Source organism: Sulfitobacter sp. 1A13421, assembly GCF_043557285.1.
GTDB lineage: Bacteria > Pseudomonadota > Alphaproteobacteria > Rhodobacterales > Rhodobacteraceae > Sulfitobacter > Sulfitobacter faviae.
In genome coordinates this window covers 427732-446337 of sequence record NZ_JBIFFQ010000002.1, presented here as the reverse complement: position 1 = coordinate 446337, position 18606 = coordinate 427732, and the positions used below count along the sequence as shown (strand labels likewise).

Annotated in this window: 14 protein-coding genes; 7 read left to right on the top strand and 7 right to left on the bottom strand. The window is 63.5% G+C overall.

The features are described from left to right. Positions 1 to 29: 29 nt before the first annotated feature. From ACGYLI_RS05930 to ACGYLI_RS05910, 5 genes are all read right to left on the bottom strand, one after another. Positions 30 to 989 carry a phosphoadenosine phosphosulfate reductase gene (locus ACGYLI_RS05930; protein WP_209217651.1) on the bottom strand — a complete coding sequence of 320 codons (960 nt, stop codon included), beginning with the start codon at positions 987 to 989 and terminating at the stop codon, positions 30 to 32. 143 nt (positions 990 to 1132) lie between these two features. Further along, a complete protein-coding gene (locus tag ACGYLI_RS05925) occupies positions 1133 to 1777 on the bottom strand; it encodes an FkbM family methyltransferase (protein WP_394418051.1) in 645 nt (214 codons plus the stop codon). A 54-nt stretch (positions 1778 to 1831) separates the two neighbouring features. After that, positions 1832 to 4186: a glycosyltransferase family 2 protein gene (locus tag ACGYLI_RS05920; RefSeq protein ID WP_394418049.1), complete on the bottom strand. Its 2355-nt coding sequence runs from the start codon at positions 4184 to 4186 to the stop codon at positions 1832 to 1834. Next, positions 4186 to 4812: a hypothetical protein gene (locus ACGYLI_RS05915; protein WP_394418046.1), complete on the bottom strand. Its 627-nt coding sequence runs from the start codon at positions 4810 to 4812 to the stop codon at positions 4186 to 4188. The genes ACGYLI_RS05920 and ACGYLI_RS05915 overlap by 1 nt, the downstream gene beginning before the upstream one ends. Then, positions 4809 to 5828 carry a glycosyltransferase family 2 protein gene (locus ACGYLI_RS05910; protein ID WP_394418043.1) on the bottom strand — a complete coding sequence of 340 codons (1020 nt, stop codon included), beginning with the start codon at positions 5826 to 5828 and terminating at the stop codon, positions 4809 to 4811. The genes ACGYLI_RS05915 and ACGYLI_RS05910 overlap by 4 nt, the downstream gene beginning before the upstream one ends. A gap of 185 nt (positions 5829 to 6013) precedes the next feature. On the opposite strand from ACGYLI_RS05910, the gene ACGYLI_RS05905 reads away from it, so the two are divergent. Both ACGYLI_RS05905 and ACGYLI_RS05900 read left to right on the top strand, forming a co-directional pair. Continuing rightward, positions 6014 to 6922, top strand: a complete 909-nt coding sequence (locus ACGYLI_RS05905; RefSeq protein ID WP_394418040.1) for an AAA family ATPase — start codon at positions 6014 to 6016, stop codon at positions 6920 to 6922. Between the two features lie 5 nt (positions 6923 to 6927). After that, positions 6928 to 8187: a VWA domain-containing protein gene (locus tag ACGYLI_RS05900; RefSeq protein WP_394418037.1), complete on the top strand. Its 1260-nt coding sequence runs from the start codon at positions 6928 to 6930 to the stop codon at positions 8185 to 8187. 211 nt (positions 8188 to 8398) lie between these two features. Here the strand turns inward: ACGYLI_RS05900 and purL are convergent, their stop codons facing one another. Next, complete coding sequence (gene purL, locus ACGYLI_RS05895) at positions 8399 to 10558, bottom strand: phosphoribosylformylglycinamidine synthase subunit PurL (RefSeq protein ID WP_394418034.1); 2160 nt, start codon at positions 10556 to 10558, stop codon at positions 8399 to 8401. 283 nt (positions 10559 to 10841) lie between these two features. Further along, a complete protein-coding gene (locus ACGYLI_RS05890) occupies positions 10842 to 11753 on the bottom strand; it encodes a LysR family transcriptional regulator (protein ID WP_067260717.1) in 912 nt (303 codons plus the stop codon). Positions 11754 to 11922: 169 nt separating this feature from the next. Here ACGYLI_RS05890 and ACGYLI_RS05885 point away from each other — a divergent pair, with 169 nt between their 5' ends. The 5 genes from ACGYLI_RS05885 to ccmE are packed head-to-tail and all read left to right on the top strand — an operon-like array spanning position 11923 to position 18595. Then, positions 11923 to 15339: an indolepyruvate ferredoxin oxidoreductase family protein gene (locus ACGYLI_RS05885; protein ID WP_394418031.1), complete on the top strand. Its 3417-nt coding sequence runs from the start codon at positions 11923 to 11925 to the stop codon at positions 15337 to 15339. Positions 15340 to 15396: 57 nt separating this feature from the next. Next, positions 15397 to 16269 (top strand): lysophospholipid acyltransferase family protein, encoded by an 873-nt coding sequence (locus ACGYLI_RS05880; RefSeq protein ID WP_394418029.1) that lies wholly within the window; start codon positions 15397 to 15399, stop codon positions 16267 to 16269. 9 nt (positions 16270 to 16278) lie between these two features. After that, the gene (locus ACGYLI_RS05875) at positions 16279 to 17088 is read left to right on the top strand and encodes a glutamate racemase (RefSeq protein ID WP_394418026.1); all 810 of its coding nucleotides are present in this window, start codon (positions 16279 to 16281) and stop codon (positions 17086 to 17088) included. A gap of 38 nt (positions 17089 to 17126) precedes the next feature. Further along, positions 17127 to 18155: an N-acetyl-gamma-glutamyl-phosphate reductase gene (argC, locus tag ACGYLI_RS05870; RefSeq protein ID WP_394418023.1), complete on the top strand. Its 1029-nt coding sequence runs from the start codon at positions 17127 to 17129 to the stop codon at positions 18153 to 18155. Beyond that, complete coding sequence (gene ccmE / locus ACGYLI_RS05865; RefSeq protein ID WP_394418020.1) at positions 18152 to 18595, top strand: cytochrome c maturation protein CcmE; 444 nt, start codon at positions 18152 to 18154, stop codon at positions 18593 to 18595. Before argC ends, ccmE begins: the two co-directional genes overlap by 4 nt. The last annotated feature ends 11 nt before the right edge of the window (positions 18596 to 18606 follow it).

Genomic DNA, 18606 nt, shown 5'->3' with positions numbered 1-18606 from the left:
AGCGCGGGGCCGCGCGCCAGATTGAAAACCTATCCGGTGGCGGTCGCGGCCTCGGCCACACGGGCCTTGCGTCTGGCGCGGATGCGTTCGAGGCGGCGGGCAAAGCGGGGGGCTTTCATCCGGGCCGAGACATTGGCGCAGAGCGCTTCGAGCAGCAGTTCGCGCCCTTGGGTGTTGATCGCTTGGCTGAGGTTGCGCAGATAGGGCAGGTAATCGCGCCGCGCGCGGTAGAGGGCGGCGAAGCGGGTTGCGTCCAGCGTGCCCTCGGCGGCGGCTTGCAACAGCGGGTCGAGCTGGTCGATCTCTAGCAGGTCGGTTTGCAGCGCATCGCCCATGAAGGGCATCCGCAATTTGGTGACATTGGCACGGGTGAAGAGCGCCGCATGCATCGCGTCGAGCCTCTCGCGCGGGTCATAGAGGACGAAGACCCGTTCGGCGGCGTCGAGCATATCGGGCGCATATCCATAACGGGACGTGAAATCGAGGATGCGCATATCGGCGAAACGGTCATCCCATTCGGTGATGCGCGGGTTGAGCGTGGCCTGCGGTTGGATCGCCACCACTGCCGCGCCGGGGGCGGCCACGGAATAGGCGGCGGCAGCATAGGCGCAGGGGCCCGCGCCGTAGAAGAGCACTTGATCGAATTCGTCGAAGAAGCCGTCGTCAATCAGCCGGTCGAAATAGGCATAGACCTCTTCGGCGCGGAACCATGTGTCTCCGTCGCTGGCAAGGCACAGATGCGACCAATCGTGATTGCGCACCATGTCCCAGCCCAAGGGCTGCGCCTTGTCAGAGAGCGCATGCATGCCTTGGTAGGTTTCGAAGGTGACGAGCAGGGTCGTCTCACGCTCGATGAAGGCGGAGAAGTGGCTTTTACCCAGAGATTGGAAATAGCCATCTTCTTCGGCGACGGCCTCAATCGCGCGCAGCCATTTGCGCTTGGGCATATCGGCCAGTGAGCTTTCGATCGTGGGCGTCTCGCGCGGCATCGGGCATCCTCGGGCTTGTCGGGGCGGGGCAGAACCGCCGTTTCAGCTGGGTGTAGCCGGATATTAGGGCGAAAATGCGGAAAATCCGTGAGAAATTGAAGAGAATGTGACGGTTTTCCGGGGGCGCGGCTAGGGAAGGGGCGTCACCAACTACGGCGGAAAGCCACGACTTTATTGTGCGAGCCCCGGTGATAATAGGCCATGCCCGCCTGCATGAAGGCGGCGAAGACCTTGTTTACGCCCTCGGGGCCGATCCATTGCGGGTGCAATTCGATGATCGCGGCGCGGAGGGTCTCGAGGGGCAGATTGGGGATCAGATCGACCTCGGCCCCTTCGATGTCGCAGATCAAAACGCTTGGGGTGAGGTCGGCAAAGACTTGAGCCGCGTCGAGCACGTCGATCTGATGGGTTTCAGGTGGGTCTTCGTCTTTGAAACGGGTCAGGGAAGACGACAGGATGCGGTCGCGCACATAGAAATCCGCCTTGCCGGGGGCGGGGCCGAGGATCGCGTTGGTGACATGGGCGTTGGACAGGCCGTTGGCTGCGTGGACCCGCCGGATATAGGGGATGAGGTTGGGGTTCGCCTCAAAGCTATGGACCAAGGCAACATTGCGTTTGCTGGCCACCAGCGTCGACATATAGCCAACCCCGCCGCCTAGTTCGATCACCCTGTCGCCTTCGCGGACGACGCGCAGCGCGGCCTCACTCTCCTTGGCTTCATAGGCGTTCTGTCGCAGCAGCTTGCGGACCCGCCCGCGCAGGATCGCCGGATCGTCGGGAAACTTCATGCCGCGGGAGTGGATGAAATTGGGTTCAGACGGGGGCGCGGCCTGTGTCACGGGTCAGCTTTCCATATTAAGGGCAAGGGCATAGGCGGCGCGTTCGGTTGCGGTTAACTTGATGTTAAGCGCTTGGCGGTAGAGATCGCGGAACTCCGGTGTCTGGCGCAGTTCTTCGGACTTGGCGCGGTGCCAGTCGAGGCCCGCTTGGTGATGTTTGCGGAGTTGGGCGTCGGTGAGGAGGTGGTTCATCTCGGCGCGCAGGCGGGGCAAATTGCGCTGGATCGACAGGTCGCGGTGGTCGTTCCAGTCCATTCGGATCCAATAGTTGATCCCGATGGAGCGGTCGACGTGAAGGGCGCGCCCGCGCTGGCGTTTGATGAGGAAGGAGTCGGCTGACCGGAGGGCATAATGGTTCAACTGTAGCAGATCATAGCCGACGTTGCTGCGCGAGGACCGCCAGCCGTTGCGCAGCGCGTCGCGCGTCATGTCGCGGCCCGCGCCGTTGACCCATTTGACCTCGGGCACCGAGGCCTCGTCCAATTTGTTTGGTCGGTGGCAGGAGAGTTTGGCATAGGCGCCGAGGTTGCGGAACATCGTTTTGAACCCCCATGCGGTATGGGGTTTGGGGCAGAAGCTTGGCGCGCAGTGGTCGAATTGGCCGATCACGGGGGCCTCCGACAGGGCGGTCACACCGTTGTGGCCGAAGAGGCGCCACGTCATCGCGATATTCGTGGCCTCGGGGGCGGCGGCGAAGAAGTCTTCGAGCCTGCCGTTGCCGGTGCGGATGTTGACGAATTCGTCCACATCGATATGCGCGATCCATTCCGCCTGGCGGACGAGCGGTTCCTCCAGCGCTTGGTTCAGCGCGTGTTGTTGGGGGGAGTTGCCTTTCCAATCGTCGTTGTTGCGGTGCTGGAGAATGCCCATGTCTTGCAGACGCCCCAAAACGGCATCGGTGCCGTCGCTGCAATCATTGGTGTAGATCAGGAAGTTATCAAAGCCCACAGCGCGGTGATAGGAGACCCATTCGACGATATAGGGCGCTTCGTTTTTCATGCAAGCGACGATGACATTGCCGCTGTTGCCGGGCGGCAATGCGCGCGGGGGCACGGCGGTATAGGCGGGCGCGGGCTCGTCTTCGCCCGCAGGGGCTGCGCCGTTGTGGGGGCGGAAAGGGCCGCGCAGAATGGTTTCGTGGTTGACCTTCAGCCGGGTGAGGAGCCGGGCATTGGCGGCGCGTGTCTCTTCGGGGGCGTCGGGATCGTGCAATAGCGCCTCGAACATCGCCGCGGAGCGGCGGGCCTCCTTGGCATCTGCGCGTTTTTGCGCGAGCGGGGTCGCGGTACTGCGGATGCGGTGGGCGAAGGCGGCGAGGTATTGGGTGGCGCGAAAGCCGAACTGGGGGTCGGCTTCTTGCCAAGCAGCCTCGGGCGCATCGGGGGCAAGCGCCTGATCCAGCGCGGGAAAACGGGCGATGAGCGCGGCATTGTCGCGGGCGAAATGGTCAGAGATCGCGGCCAGGCTCCCGGGTTTGATCACGGGGCCGCCGATTTGCAGCGCCTGCAACATCTGGCTCCATGTGCTGCGCGGGCAGGCGAGGTCATGGGCCTGTTGATAGCGGATCAGCACATCGTTGAACTGCCGCATCCGCATCAGCCAAGGCGCGGGCAGGGCTGCGAGGGCGCGGCCGGGAGCGACGGGGCCGAGGGGCGTGGAAAGGCCCAAGCTCTCGGTGATCTCGCTGGCCCCGGCCTTTGACATAAGATGGGGCAGGTCGAGCGGGCGAAAAGTGATGTTCTCGGCTCCGAAGGCGGCGGCCCAATGGGCGTGCAGTGCTTGATAATCGAGCCAAAAGGGCGGGGCTTGCACCTCGGGGAAAAGGCCGAAATCCGGGGCGGTCTCTCTCTGGGCAAGCGCGCCATGCCACCAGTCGTCGCGCTCGGCCAAGGCCAGTTCCTGCGTTAGCGGGTGACGGCGGCTTTCGGCCACGGCAAAGCCGTAATGCGCAACCAGCGTCCGCGCCTGTTCATCCAGATGGGCGACCACGCGGATGTCGTCGAAATAGGGGCGCAGCAGATCGTGTAGGGCGCGCAGCTCCTCGGGCCGGGACAGCAGATTGCCCAGTTGCGCCGCGCTCAGCACCACATGATCGGCGCGGGTCGCGGCCAGCTCATGGGGGATCAGCGCGTGAAATTCATCGCGCAGGGTGGTGCCGATCAGGGGGCTGTCCAAGCCGCGGCGGTGCCGTAGCAGCCCCACCGCTTCCGGGGCGGCGCAAGCGGCATAGAGGCGGACGTGGTTCCAATCGGCGGCTAGAACCCCCTGTTTAAGCAACGCGTCCTTTTGCTGATGCAGGATGTTGCGCAGCCGGGCGGCAGCACGTTCGGTCGGACCGATGAAGAGGGTCAGCCGCATCACTCGGCCTCCGCTTTGCCGGTGTTGCTTTGGCCCCACCACGGCAAGTCGATCTCAAGATAATTTGCGATCTTGTCGCGCGCCTCGGTGTCTTCGATGTCGAACTCCAGAAAGTTGGCACAACCGGCAAAGACACGGCGGCAGAAGGCGAAATGCCCTTCGATCCACCGGGCAAGCTCGGCCTCGTCGCGGCCAAAGCCGCGGGGCAGCCCCGGCACATCGGCTTGCGGCAAGCGTCGGCGGCCCAGATTATTCCAGCGCATCATGCTGTTGGCCGTTCTGGCCGGATCACGGTGCGAGAGTAGAAACTTGACCTCGGGGTGGTGGTGCTGGATGGCGTTCAGCACGCCCCAATCCGTCTGTGGCCAAAGGCTGCGGTCATGGCGCACGGCGCTCATCTCATTGATCACGTCGAACTCATGCAGCCGCGCCAGCGGGTCGCCACTGGCGAAGTAGTCGGCATAGATGATCCGCCCTACATGCGCGCCGGTGATCTCGGGAGAGGTGCTTTGGCCCTTGCGGATGCGCCAGTCCGCGACCTTGAGCCCGGCGTGGCGCAGCGCATCCGTGAGCGTGGTGGTGCCGGTCTTGGGCAGGCCGAGGTTGACGATCCGCGGCCCTGTCATGTGAGGCCGATCTCGGCGCGGATCCGGGCCTCGGCGGCGCAGAACGGGCTGGCTGCGCGCAGTTGGGCTTGCATTTCGCGGTAGCTGGGATCGGTCAGCAGCGCGTCGCGGCGCGCGCGGTGGGCCGCCACGGAGGCGGCATGCAGATCGGCGACGCCGGGCAGCGCTTTTAGGCGGTCGATCTCTTCATTCAAGGCGGGCAGGTAGCGCTGGATCGAGCGATCCTCCCAAGCTGCATCGTTCCGGTCGCGCCAATAGCTGTCGTCAAAAGCGCGGTGTTCGCGGTTCACGTCGCCACGGTCGTTCTTGACCAGATAGCTGTCGAGCGAGCGCAATGCGTAGTGGTTCAGCGTGGCAAAGCGCCGTGCACCGCGGGCGGGAAAGGCCCGGATGCGCCGTTTGGTGGCGGCACTGCGGAAGGGCTTAGGCACCTGTCGGCCTGCGCCATCGGTCCAATGCGGCTGATGCTTCGTGTCGTCGTGGAAGGGCCGGTGCGCCCCGTAGTAGCCCAAGGGAAAGTCGTGCCGGACCAAGGTCTTAACTTCAATCGCCGTATCCGCACAGCAGATATCAGGGTTATGGCTATGGGTGAATTGCGCGATGACGGGGGCGTCGGTGAAATCCTCGACCCCGCCATTGGCGAAGAACTGGAAATGCAGCGAGATCGCCTGCGGGTTGCCGCAGGCCGTGATCAGGGCGGGCAGTCGGTGGTCGCCGACATGAATGTTCAGAAACTCATCCACATCGGCGATCCAGACCCAATCGGCCTGTGTGACGATGGGGTGACGCCGCGCATCCTTGAGCGCCTGCATCTGGTAGTTTCGATTGGTGGCCGGATTGGGCAGATGGGTGACGATACCGTGGCGGGCAAGCACGTCGAGCAGGGCATCGGTGCCATCGCTGCAATCGTTCGAGTAGAATAGGAAATCCGTGACCCCGACCACCCGGTTGAAGGCGATCCATTCCAGCAAAAACGGGCCTTCGTTCTTGACGCAGGTGACAGCGGTGATGCGCATGTCAGACCCCGCCGCGCCGGATCGCGATGATAATGCTCTGTCCCATATCCGCCCCTGTGGCCCCCTTGTTGCCGGAAGCCGTCGTTTATTGCACGGGACTATGCCAGCGCGGGGAAATCCCGTCAATCTGCCGCCGCGCGGTCTGCCCTCTTGACGGGGCGGGGTGGGAATGCACCACTGGGGCCATGAAAAACATTGATACGATCGACGCGGTCCAAGAGATGCTGAGCGCTGAGGGCTATGTCTGCGACCGCGCGCTTGGGGTCGTGGTGTTCCTGAGCCTCACGCTGGGGCGGCCCCTGTTTCTGGAGGGCGAGGCGGGCGTTGGCAAGACCGAGATCGCCAAGGCGCTGGCCGCCGCTCTGGGGCGGCGGTTGATCCGGTTGCAATGCTATGAGGGGCTCGACGCCTCCAGCGCGGTTTACGAATGGAATTTTCCCGCTCAGATGGTGGCGATCCGCACGGCGGAGGCAGGCGGCGGCGCTGACCGGCGCGCACTGACGCAGGAGTTGTTCAGTGACGACTACCTGATCGAACGCCCCCTGTTGCAGGCGCTGCGCCCGGATGAGAACGGCGCCCCGGTGCTGCTGATCGACGAGTTAGACCGCACCGATGCGCCTTTCGAGGCGTTCTTGTTGGAGGCGTTGAGCGATTTTCAGGTGACCATCCCCGAGCTTGGCACGATCCGCGCGCCCGAGCCGCCGATTGTGATCCTGACCTCGAACCGCACGCGTGAGGTGCATGACGCGCTGAAACGCCGCTGTCTATACCACTGGGTCGATTACCCGGATGTGGCGCGCGAGATGGCGATCCTTGCCGCCCGCGCGCCCGAGGCGGCAGAGGCGCTTAGCCGCGAGGTGGTGGCCTTTGTCCAGCAATTGCGGACCGAGGATCTGTTCAAGAAGCCGGGCGTGGCGGAAACGATTGACTGGGCGAAATGCCTGCTGGCCTTGGATGTCACCACGCTCAGCCCCGAGGTTATCGCCGATACGCTGGGGGCTGTGCTGAAGTATCAAGATGACATCGCCAAGCTGCAAGGCTCCGAGGCGGCGCGCATTCTCGCTCAGGCCCGCGCATCGCTGGCGCCTGCCTGAGCGCGATGGCCGAAGACCTACCTTTGGACCTGCCTGACGACCCCAAGCTGGCGGGGAATATCACCCATTTTGCCCGCGCCCTGCGCCGGGCGGGGCTGTCAATCGGTCCCGGGCGGGTGGTAGAGGCGGTGGAGGCCGTCGCTGCCGTGGGCTTCACCAGCCGCCGTGATTTCTATTGGACGCTCCACGCCTGTTTCGTAAGCCGCCCCGAACAGGCGCGGGTCTTTGCGCAGATATTCCGGCTCTATTGGCGTGACCCGCGGTATTTGGAGCATATGATGGCCGCGATGCTGCCCGCGATCCGCGGCGTGCAAGAGGATCGCCCCGCCACGCCCGCCGAGAAACGCGCGGCAGAGGCCCTGTTGGACGGGGCCGAGGCGCCGGAGCGGGAGGACGCGCCTCAGCCAGAGGAGACCCTCGTCGAGGTGGATGCAAGCCTGACCATGTCCGCGCGGGAACGGTTGCGGACATTAGATTTCGAACAGATGAGCCTCGCGGAAATGGCCGAGGCGAAACGGATGTTGGCCAAGCTCGACCTGCCGGTGCCGCCGATGCCAAGCCGCCGCAATGTGGCGGCGGCGCGGGGGCGGATCGACATGGCGCGCACGATGAAAGCAGCGCTGCGGCGGGGTGGAGAGGCGGACCGGCTTTATCGGAAGACACCGCGCGCGCGCTATCCGAACCTCGTCGTGCTGTGCGATATTTCCGGCTCGATGAGCCAATACAGCCGGGTGATCCTGCATTTTCTGCATGCGGTGGCCAACCGCAGGGGCAAAGGCTGGGCGCAGGTGCATGGTTTCACCTTTGGCACCCGGCTGACCAATATCACCCGGCATCTCGCCACCCGCGATGTGGATGCGGCGCTCGCCGCGGCGGGGGCGCAGGCGCAGGATTGGGAGGGCGGCACGCGTATCGGCGCGGCGCTGGCAGCCTTTAATCGAGACTGGTCGCGGCGGGTCATGGGGCAGGGGGCGGTGGTCTTGTTGATCACCGACGGGCTGGACCGGGACGACCCGGCGGAATTGGCGCGGCAGATGCAGCGGTTGCAGCTGACCGCGCGGCGGGTCATTTGGCTGAACCCGCTGCTTCGCTGGGACGGTTTCGCGCCCAAGGCAGCGGGCATTCGTGCGATGCTGCCCCATGTCGATAGTTTTCGCGCCGGGCATTCGATTGCATCTTTGGAAGCGCTGGCCGAGGCGATCTCGCGCCCCGATGATGCGGGGGAGAAGGCGCGGATGTTGGCGGGGTTGAACGCAGAGGTTTAGCCAATGAGGGGCAGGCGGAGGGCTGCGGGTCTCTCCAAAACCAGAGGGGTTTCGGACCCACCCTTGATTGATCCCGGCCTGTCACCCGCCTGTCGTCGGTTCAATCGAAATAGCCGTATCCCCTGAAGGGGCCCCTCGGCGATTTAGCCTGCCCCGCCGCCCTGCGCGCGACCGTTTGGTCTCAAGCAAGGGCGGCTCCGAAACCAGAGGTTCAGGCGAAGGTCTGGGCGAAAGTGGTCCGGTAGATCGTGCGCAGGTCCGACAGGGGCGCGGAGGCGCTGCCGAAGCTGATCTTGTTGCCGCCAAAGGCGCCGACGGCGGTGACCGGTACGCCCGCTTCCTTGCCCGCGGCGATCAGGGTTTCCGCGGCGTCGGCGGTGCAGGCGACGAGGTAGCGGGCTTGGTCTTCGCCGAAGAGGGTGGCGGTGTCTTCGCTTTCGATTTCCACGCCGATGCCTGCGGTTTCAGCCAGCTCAAAGGCCGCGAGGGCGAGGCCGCCGTCGCCGAGGTCGGTGCAGGCGGAGATTTGGCTGGCTTGGGCGCGGATGAATTCGCCGTGGCGGCGTTCGGTGGCGAGGTCGACATGGGGGGCGTCGCCCTCGGCCCGGTCGAAGGCTTCGGCGAGCAGGGCGGATTGGCCGAGGTGGCTGCCAGTCGTGCCGATCAGGAGAGCCACATGGCCCTCACGCAATTGGTTGCTGATGACTTGGTCGAGGCTGTCGATCAGGCCGACCGCGCCGATGGTGGGCGTGGGCAGGATGCCCTTGCCGTCGGTCTCGTTATAGAGCGAGACATTGCCGGAAACGATGGGCATGTCGAGCGCGCCCACGGCCTCGCCGATCCCTTTGATGGCGCCGACGAACTGGCCCATGATCTCGGGCTTTTCGGGGTTGCCGAAGTTGAGGTTGTCGGTCGTCGCCAGCGGTTTGGCACCAACCGCGCAGAGGTTGCGATAGGCTTCGGCGACGGCCTGTTTGCCGCCTTCGCTGGGGTTGGCCTTGACGTAGCGCGGGGTCACGTCGGAGGTGAAGGCCAGCGCCTTGTCGGTGCCATGCACCCGCACGATGCCCGCGCCGAGGCCGGGCAGGCGGACCGTATCGCCCATGACCATCGTGTCGTATTGTTCGTAAACCCAGTCTTTCGAGGCGTGGTTCACGGAGCCGATCAGGGCGCGCAGGCCTTCGATCGGGTCGATGCTGGGCGCATCGGTCAGCGCGGCGGCGGCGGGTGTTTCCACCCAAGGGCGGTCGTATTCGGGCGCGGTGGAGGCGAGTTTCGACAGCGGCAGGTCGGCTTTGACCTCACCATCGAGACAGATGAGGAAGCGGTCTTCGGGGAGGGTTTCCCCCACGATGGCGAAGTCGAGGTCCCATTTGTCGAAGACGGCTTTGGCCTCGGCCTCAAGCTCGGGGCGCAGCACCATGAGCATGCGCTCTTGGCTTTCGCTGAGCATCATTTCATAGGCGGTCATATGCGGCTCGCGCGTCGGAACCTTTTCAAGGTCGAGACGCACGCCGAGACCGCCTTTGTCGCCCATTTCCACGGCAGAGCAGGTGAGGCCCGCAGCACCCATGTCTTGGATCGAGATCACGGCGCCGGTGGCCATCAGCTCGAGCGTGGCTTCCATCAGGCGCTTTTCGGTGAAGGGGTCGCCGACTTGAACGGTGGGGCGTTTCTCTTCGATGGTGTCGTCGAATTCGGCACTGGCCATGGTGGCGCCGCCGACGCCGTCGCGGCCGGTTTTCGCACCGAGGTAGACCACGGGCATGCCCACGCCGGAGGCGGCGGAGTAGAAGATCTTGTCGGCATCCGCTAAGCCTGCCGCGAAAGCGTTCACGAGGCAGTTGCCGTCATAGGCTTTGTCGAAACGCACTTCGCCGCCAACGGTTGGCACGCCGAAACAGTTGCCATAGCCGCCGACGCCTTCGACGACGCCGTGCACAAGCTGGCGTGTTTTGGGGTGATCGGGGCGGCCGAAGCTCAGCGCGTTCATCGCCGCGATGGGGCGCGCGCCCATGGTGAAGACATCGCGCAGGATGCCGCCGACGCCGGTCGCCGCACCCTGGTAGGGTTCGATGTAGGAGGGGTGGTTGTGGCTTTCCATCTTAAAGACCAGCGCTTGGCCATCGCCGATGTCGACCACGCCCGCATTCTCGCCCGGGCCGCAGATCACTTGGGGGCCGTCGGTGGGCAGGGTGCGGAGCCATTTCTTGGAGGATTTGTAGGAACAGTGTTCGTTCCACATGGCCGAAAAAATACCCATCTCGGTGTAGTTCGGCTCGCGCCCGAGGATGTTGACGACCTCGGCGTATTCCTCAGGCGTGAACCCGTGGCTGGCGATGAGGTCGGGCGTGATGGCTGGATCTTGCATGGAAATTCCCCGGCTGGCGCGTTTGCGCCCTCATACAAGGGGAAATGCCGGGGGGGAAGTGGCTTTGGCCGCCTGCGGGCTGAAAGAAGGCGACGCGCCAAAAAAAAGGCCGAGCTAAAAGCTCGGCCAAGTCCAACAGGGAGGTATGAAGCGACGCGCCCTCAGGCTGTCAATCTTCATGATGGTGAAATAGGAGGCAGGGCTGCTCAAATCAAGGCTAATTAACATGGCAAGGCATCATGGCCGATATGCGCCTATTGCATGGCTGGCCATGGGCTGCGGTTTAGCCTTCGCCCTCCACCCGTTCGCGCCATTGCTTGCGGTAGGTAATGATCTCTTCTTGAACGAAATCCTTGAAGGCGGCGACGCGTTTGGATTGGCGCAGCTCTTCTGGATAGGCGAGGTAGACCGGCACCTCGGCGGATTCGATATCGGGCATGACCTGCACGATATGGGGGAAGTCTTGGATCAGGTAGTTGGGCAGCACGCCGAGGCCAAGGTGGTGCACCACGCCTTGGAGCACGCCGAAATAGTTGTTCACGGTCAAGAGCGAGCGCAGGTCGTACATCATCAGCTCTTTGACGAGTTGCAGTCCCGCGCCGACCTGATCGCTGTCGGTGTTCTGACAGATCAGCCGGTGATCGGTCATATCCTCCATACGCGCGGGCGTGCCGTGTTTCTCGAGGTACTCCGGGCTGGCGTAGAGGCCCATGCGCACCGACATCAGCCGTTTGCGGACCAGATCGGCCTGGCTCGGTTCCTTCATGCGGATCGCCACGTCGGCCTCGCGCATCGGCAGGTCGAGCACGCGTTCTTCGAGCATCAGGTCGACTTTGAGGTCGGGGTATTGCTCGTAGAGTTTGGGCAGGCGCGGGGCGAGCCAAAGGGTGCCGAAGCCGGTCGTCGTCGTGACGCGCAGCTCGCCAAAAACCTCTTCTTCGCTGTCGCGGATGCGCGCCGCGGCGGCGTCGAGGCGTTTGGCCATGGCGGAGGTTGCGTCGAACAAAAGCTCGCCTTGTTCGGTCAGGATCAGCCCGCGCGCATGTCGGTGGAAGAGGTTGGTGTTAAGCTGCTCTTCCAGCCCGCGAATCTGTCGGCTGACGGCGGATTGCGACAGGTTGAGCTTGTCCCCCGCATGGGTCAGCGACCCCGCATCGGCCACGGCGTGAAAAATTCTGAGTTTGTCCCAATCCATGGCCCGTACTTTCCTTGCCCAGCCTTTCTCCTACCTTAATAGCCGGGAGAAAACAGCACAAACCGTCGCCTACGGGACCGCCGTTGCGGAATAACTGCTATACAGGTCAGTAACTGTGACCTATAATCCGGGCAATCATGCAAGACTGACGTGCTAGGGAGGGCCCGCCATGACGACGCAAAAGATTTCACTCAACGACCGTTTCGACCTCGATAAAAGCCCGGTGCTGCTGAACGGCACGCAGGCGCTTGTGCGCCTGATGATGATGCAATCGGCGCGCGACCGGGCGGCGGGGCTCAATACCGCGGGCTATGTGACCGGCTACCGCGGCAGCCCGCTGGGGGGCGTGGACCTGCAGATGCAGCGCGCGCAGAAGTTCCTGACTGACTACAACGTGCGCTTCGAGCCGGGTCTGAACGAAGACCTCGCGGCGACCATGCTTTGGGGCAGCCAGCAGGCGGAACTGCGCGGGGAGGGGAAATACGACGGCGTCTTCGGCCTGTGGTACGGCAAGGGGCCGGGCGTGGACCGCACCGGCGATGTGATGCGCCATGCGAATATGGCGGGCACTTCGCCCCATGGTGGTGTGTTGATGGCCATGGGGGATGACCATACCGGCGAATCCTCTACCGTATTGCACCAATCCGAATGGGCCATGGTCGATGCCTATATGCCCGTGGTCTCCCCGGCCGGTGTGCAGGAAATCCTCGACTACGGCATCTACGGCTGGGCGCTTAGCCGGTTCTCGGGTCTCTGGGTCGGTCTCAAGACCATGAAGGACACCGTGGAGGCCACCAGCGTGGTCGACGGCGATCCGAACCGGATGAAGCTGGTGCTCCCTGAGTTCGACATGCCCGACGGCGGCCTCAGCATTCGGCTGAACGACACGCCGCATCTGCAGGAAGCGCGGATGATCGACTACAAGCGCTTCGCGGCCGAGGCGTTTTCGCATGCCAACAAGATGGACAAGCGCGTCTGGGGCAAGCGCGGCGCCAAGATCGGCTTTGCCGCGGCGGGTAAGAACTGGCTCGACCTCGTGCATGCGATGAGCCTTCTGAACATCGACGCGAATGAGGCCGAGCGGCTCGGCATCACCACCTACAAGGTCGGCCAGACCTTCCCGCTCGACATGCAGGGCTTCCATGACTGGGCCGATGGGCTCGATCTGGTGGTTGTGGTCGAGGAGAAGCGCAAGCTGATCGAGGTGCAGATCAAGGAAGCGCTGTTCAACGACACCCACCGCCGCGTCTACGGCTGGCACAAGGGTGGCGCGGGCATGGAGCATGGCGAAGAGCTCTTCCCGACGCGCGGCGCGCTCGACCCGATCCTGATTGCCGAGAAGATCGGCGGCATCTTGTTGGAGGAGGGCCGCGAGACCGATGGCATCCGCGCAGGCCTTGAGGCGCTCAACCAAGCGCGCCGCTCGGACAATGCCGAGGATATCGCGGCCCGTCTGCCGTATTACTGCGCCGGCTGCCCGCATAACTCCTCGACCAAAGTGCCCGATGGCTCGCGCGCCTATGCGGGCATCGGCTGTCACTATATGGTGCAGTGGATGGACCGGGAGACCACGGGCTTTACCCATATGGGCGGCGAGGGCGCGAACTGGATCGGGGAGGCGCCGTTCTCGAATACCGAGCATGTGTTCCAGAACCTCGGTGACGGCACCTACAACCACTCCGGCGTGCTGGCCATTCGTGCTGCCATCGCGGCGGGGACGAACATCACCTACAAGATTCTCTACAACGATGCGGTTGCCATGACCGGCGGGCAGCACAACGAAGGCGACCTTGACGCCTACCGCATCGTCGAAGAGTTGAAGGCGATGGGCGTGAAGAACGTCGCGGTTGTCTACGACCAGAAGGAAGACGTAGACCTGACACGCTTCAAGGGTGTCGAAATCCACGAACGGGCCGAGATGCCGAACGTGCAAAAGGCCTACCGCAAGCACAAGGGCGTCAGCGCTATTGTCTACATCCAGACCTGCGCTGCCGAGAAGCGCCGCCGCCGCAAGCGCGGGCTGTTCCCGGACCCCGACAAGCGCGTCTTCATCAACGAGGACGTCTGCGAGGGCTGCGGCGATTGCGGCGTGCAGTCGAACTGCGTGGCCGTGGTGCCGAACGAGACCGAGTTGGGCCGCAAACGCGCCATCGACCAGTCGCAGTGCAACAAGGATTTCTCCTGCCTCGACGGGTTCTGCCCCTCTTTCGTGACGCTGGAAGGCGCCAAGATCCGCAAGGACCCGACTACCGATCTCAGCATTCCCGACCTGCCGATGCCCGACCTGCCCAAGATCGACGGCACCCATAACGTCGTCATCACTGGCGTGGGCGGCACCGGCGTCGTGACTATCGGCGCGCTGCTGGCGCAGGCGGCACAGTTGGACGGCAAGGGCGCGGGCATGATGGAGATGGCCGGCCTCGCACAGAAGGGCGGTGCGGTGCATATCCACTGCCGACTGGCCGAACGCCCCGAGGACATCAGCGCGATCCGTGTGGCCACCGGCGAAGCGCATGCGCTCATCGGCGGCGATCTGGTGGTGTCCGCCGGTCATAAGACGCTGGGGCTGACCCGCGCCGGGCGCACCGGGGCCGTGGTCAACTCGCACCAGATCATCACCGGCGACTTCACCCGCGATACCGAGTTCCAGATGCCCTACGACCGGCTGAGCCTCGCGCTTGAGGCGCGGTTGAAGGATGACGTGGCGATGTTCGACGCTTCCGATCTGGCAAAGGCGACTTTGGGCGACTCGATTTTCTCCAACATGATGATCTTCGGTGCCGCATGGCAGCGGGGCTTGCTGCCGCTGACGTTTGAAAGCCTAATGCAGGCGATCGAGATGAATGGCGCGGCGGTGGAGCGGAACAAACGCGCGTTTGAGATTGGCCGTTGGGCCGTGCTTAACCCCGAAGATGCCAAAGCGGTCAGCCAGCCTGACAACGTGGTGGAACTGCCCAAATCGCTGAACGAGAAGATCGCGTTCCGCGAGAACCACCTGACCGAGTATCAGGGCAAGGGGCTGGCCAAACGCTATACCAAGATGCTCGACGGTATCGAAGACCGTGACGTGAAAGCGGCGGTGGCCTTGGGGTATCATAAGCTCCTGAGCTACAAGGACGAATACGAGGTCGCCCGCCTGCTGATCACCAGCCGCGACAAGGCACGCGCGCAGTTCGATGGCGACTTCAATATGACCTTTCACATGGCGCCGCCGCTAATCTCGAAGATGGGGCCGAATGGCCGTCCGCAGAAGCGTGAGTTCGGCCAGTGGCTGGAAGGGCCGCTGCGGGTCATGGCGAAGTTCAAAGGGCTGCGCGGCACGCCGCTCGATCCCTTCGGCTATACCGCCGAGCGCAAAATGGAGCGTGCGCTGATCAAGCAATATGAGGCCGATATGGCCGAGGTGCTGCCAAAGCTGACCGACCAGACCCGCGACGCCATCGTGGCGCTGGCCGAACTGCCGCTGCAAATCCGCGGCTTCGGGCCGGTCAAACAAGCCAATGAGGCGAAGGCCGCGAAACGGCGCGAAGAACTGCTGGCGGTGATCCGCGCAGGCGGCACGGCCACGGCCAAGGCGGCGGAGTAATACCGCTGTTACATCTTTGCCCTAAAGTGTCCGCCAAGACGATCCTGAGGCCGAGATGTGACCTACGCCCGTGACATAAGCTATGCCCATTCCGCCCGAACCCGGGGCGGGAGGGCGCTCATCCGATTGATGGAAAACACCACCGGCCGCGTCTCCCTGCTGAAACGGGCCGAAGGCTACGAAGACGATCTGGCCGCGGGGCTGGGATTTTTCGATGCGATGGTGCAGCGCTGTGGTCTGACGCTGGACGTGATGCGCGGCGCTTTGGCGGATATCCCGACGCGGGGGCCGATCATTCTGATCGCCAATCATCCTTACGGCATTCTGGATGGGCTGATGCTGGGCCATATCCTGAGCCAGACGCGCGGCGATTTTCGCATCATGGCCAATGCGGTCTTTAGCCAAGCGCCGGATCTGGCGCATCATCTGCTGCCCATCAGCTTTGCCGAAGACCGCGCCGCACTGGCGCTCAACCTCGCCACCCGCCGGACCGCGTTGAATTATCTGGCGCAGGGCGGGGCGATTGGTATCTTTCCCGGGGGCACCGTCAGCACCGCCGCGCGGCCCTTTTCGCAGCCGATGGACCCCGGCTGGCGCAGCTTCACGGCGCGGATGATCGCCAAGTCTGACGCCACTGTGGTGCCGATCTACTTTGACGGCCACACCAGCCGCTTGTTCCAAATCGCCAGTCACCTGCACGCCAACCTGCGCATGGGCCTGCTGATCAAAGAGTTCCGCGCCCGCGTCGATACGCCCGTGCGCGTGGCTATCGGCGACCCGATCCCGCGCACCACGCTCGACCCGCTCGCAGGGGACGCAAAAGCGATGATGGATTTCCTGCGCAAAGCCACCTATGAGTTGTCACCAAAGCCGAGCCAATATCTGGGCCTCGGTTACGAGTTTGAGGAACGGCATAGAGCCGACAGGTGACGACAGACCATGGCAGTTGGTATTTTCGATTCGGGGCTGGGCGGGCTGACCGTCTGGAACAAGGTGCAAGAACGGCTGCCGGAGGTGGATTTTGTCTACCTCGCCGACAGCGCCCATGCGCCCTACGGCGTGCGCGACGCCGATGACATCTATGAGCTGACCTGCGCCGCCGTGCAGCGGCTGTTCGATGCGGGCTGCGATCTGGTGATCCTTGCCTGCAACACCGCCTCTGCCGCCGCGCTGCGCCGGATGCAAGAGGGGTGGATCCCGCGCGACAAGCGGGTGCTGGGGGTTTTCGTGCCCTTGATCGAAGCGATGACCGAGCGGCAGTGGGGCGACAACTCCCCCCCGCGCGAGGTGGCCGTCAACCATGTGGCGCTCTTCGCCACTCCCGCCACGGTGGCAAGCCGCGCGTTTCAGCGTGAACTGTCTTTCCGCGCCATCGGTGTGGATGTTGAGGCGCAGGCCTGCGGCGGGGTGGTCGATGCCATCGAAGAAGGCGACATGATCCTTGCCGAAGCGCTGGTGCGCAGCCATGTCGACGCGCTGAAGCGCAAGATGCCCAGCCCCGATGCGGCGATCCTTGGCTGCACCCATTACCCGCTGATGCAGGACGCCTTTCAGGCGGCTTTGGGCGGGCAGGTCAAAGTCTTCAGTCAGGCCGAATTGGTGGCGGACTCCTTGGCCGATTACCTTGAGCGGCATCCCGATATGATCGGCAGTGGCGAGGCGGCCTTTCTTACCACCGGTGATCCCGCCCGGGTAAGCGACCGCGCGACGCAGTTCCTGCGACGACAGATCACATTCACTGCCGCCTGAACTCCAATTACATTTCGTTCCGAACAAGGGGACATACCATGACCCAAAACATCGCCATTCTTGGCGCCTCCGGCTATACCGGGGCAGAACTCATCCGGCTGATCGCTGGCCATTCTTCTATGCAGATCAAGGCTTTGGGCGCAAATTCCAAGGCGAGCCAGACCATGGCCGAGGTCTTTCCCCATCTGCGCCATCTCGATCTGCCCACACTAGTCACGATTGATGAAATCGATTTTTCCCAGATTGACCTGTGCTTTTGCGCATTGCCGCATAAGACCAGCCAAGAGGTGATCGCGGCGCTGCCGAAAGACCTGAAGATCGTCGATCTTTCCGCCGACTTCCGCCTGCGCGACCCTGAGGATTATGCCAAGTGGTACGGCAATGAACATGCTGCCCTTGAGCAGCAGAAAGAGGCTGTCTACGGCCTCACCGAATTCTACCGCGAAGAGATTGCCGCCGCGCGGCTGGTGGCGGGGACGGGCTGCAATGCGGCCACGGGGCAATTTGCGCTGCGCCCGCTGATCGCGGCGGGGGCGATTGACTTGGACGATATCATTCTGGACCTGAAATGTGCCGTTTCCGGTGCTGGCCGCTCGCTCAAGGAAAACCTGCTGCATGCGGAGTTGAGCGAGGGCTATCACGGCTATGCGCTTGGCAGCACGCATCGGCATCTGGGGGAGTTCGATCAGGAGTTTTCAGCCCTTGCAGGACGGCCCGTGCAGGTGCAATTCACCCCGCATCTGGTGCCTGCGAACCGCGGCATTCTGGCGACCTGCTATGTCAAAGGTGATGCGCAGGTGATCTATGAGACAATGCAAAAAGCCTATGCCGATGAACCCTTTATCGAGGTGCTGCCCTTCGGCGAGGCGCCCAGCACGCGGCATGTGCGCGGCTCGAACTTCTGTCATATCGGCGTGGTGGCCGACCGTCAGACCGGGCGGGCAACGGTGGTCGCGGCGCTGGATAACCTGACCAAAGGCTCCAGCGGGCAAGCCTTGCAAAACGCGAACCTGATGCTGGGTCTGCCGGAAACCGAGGGGCTGATGATGGCCCCGCTTTTCCCATGAAGAGCCTCAAAAAACAGCGCCGGATCCAGATCATCGCCGTGGCGGCGGTGGCCTTGGTCCTGTCGACCGCACTGATCGGCTATGCGCTGCGTGACGGGATCAACTATTTCCGCGCCCCGAGCCAAGTCATCGCCGAGCCGCCCGGCCCGACAGAGGTGTTCCGCATCGGCGGGTTGGTTGAAGAAGGGTCGCTCAAGCGCGGGCAGGGGGAGCAGATAAGCTTTGCCGTGACCGATGGCGGGGCCTCTATCCCGGTGGTTTTCACCGGCGTTTTGCCGGATCTCTTTGAAGAAAACCAAGGTATGGTCGGCACCGGCAGCTATGTCGGCGGCGTGTTCGAAGCCACTGAAATCCTTGCAAAACATGATGAGACCTACATGCCCAAGGAAGTGACGGACGCGCTGAAAGAGCAGGGTGTTTATCGCGAATCCGAAGGCTAATGGCTGCGCAA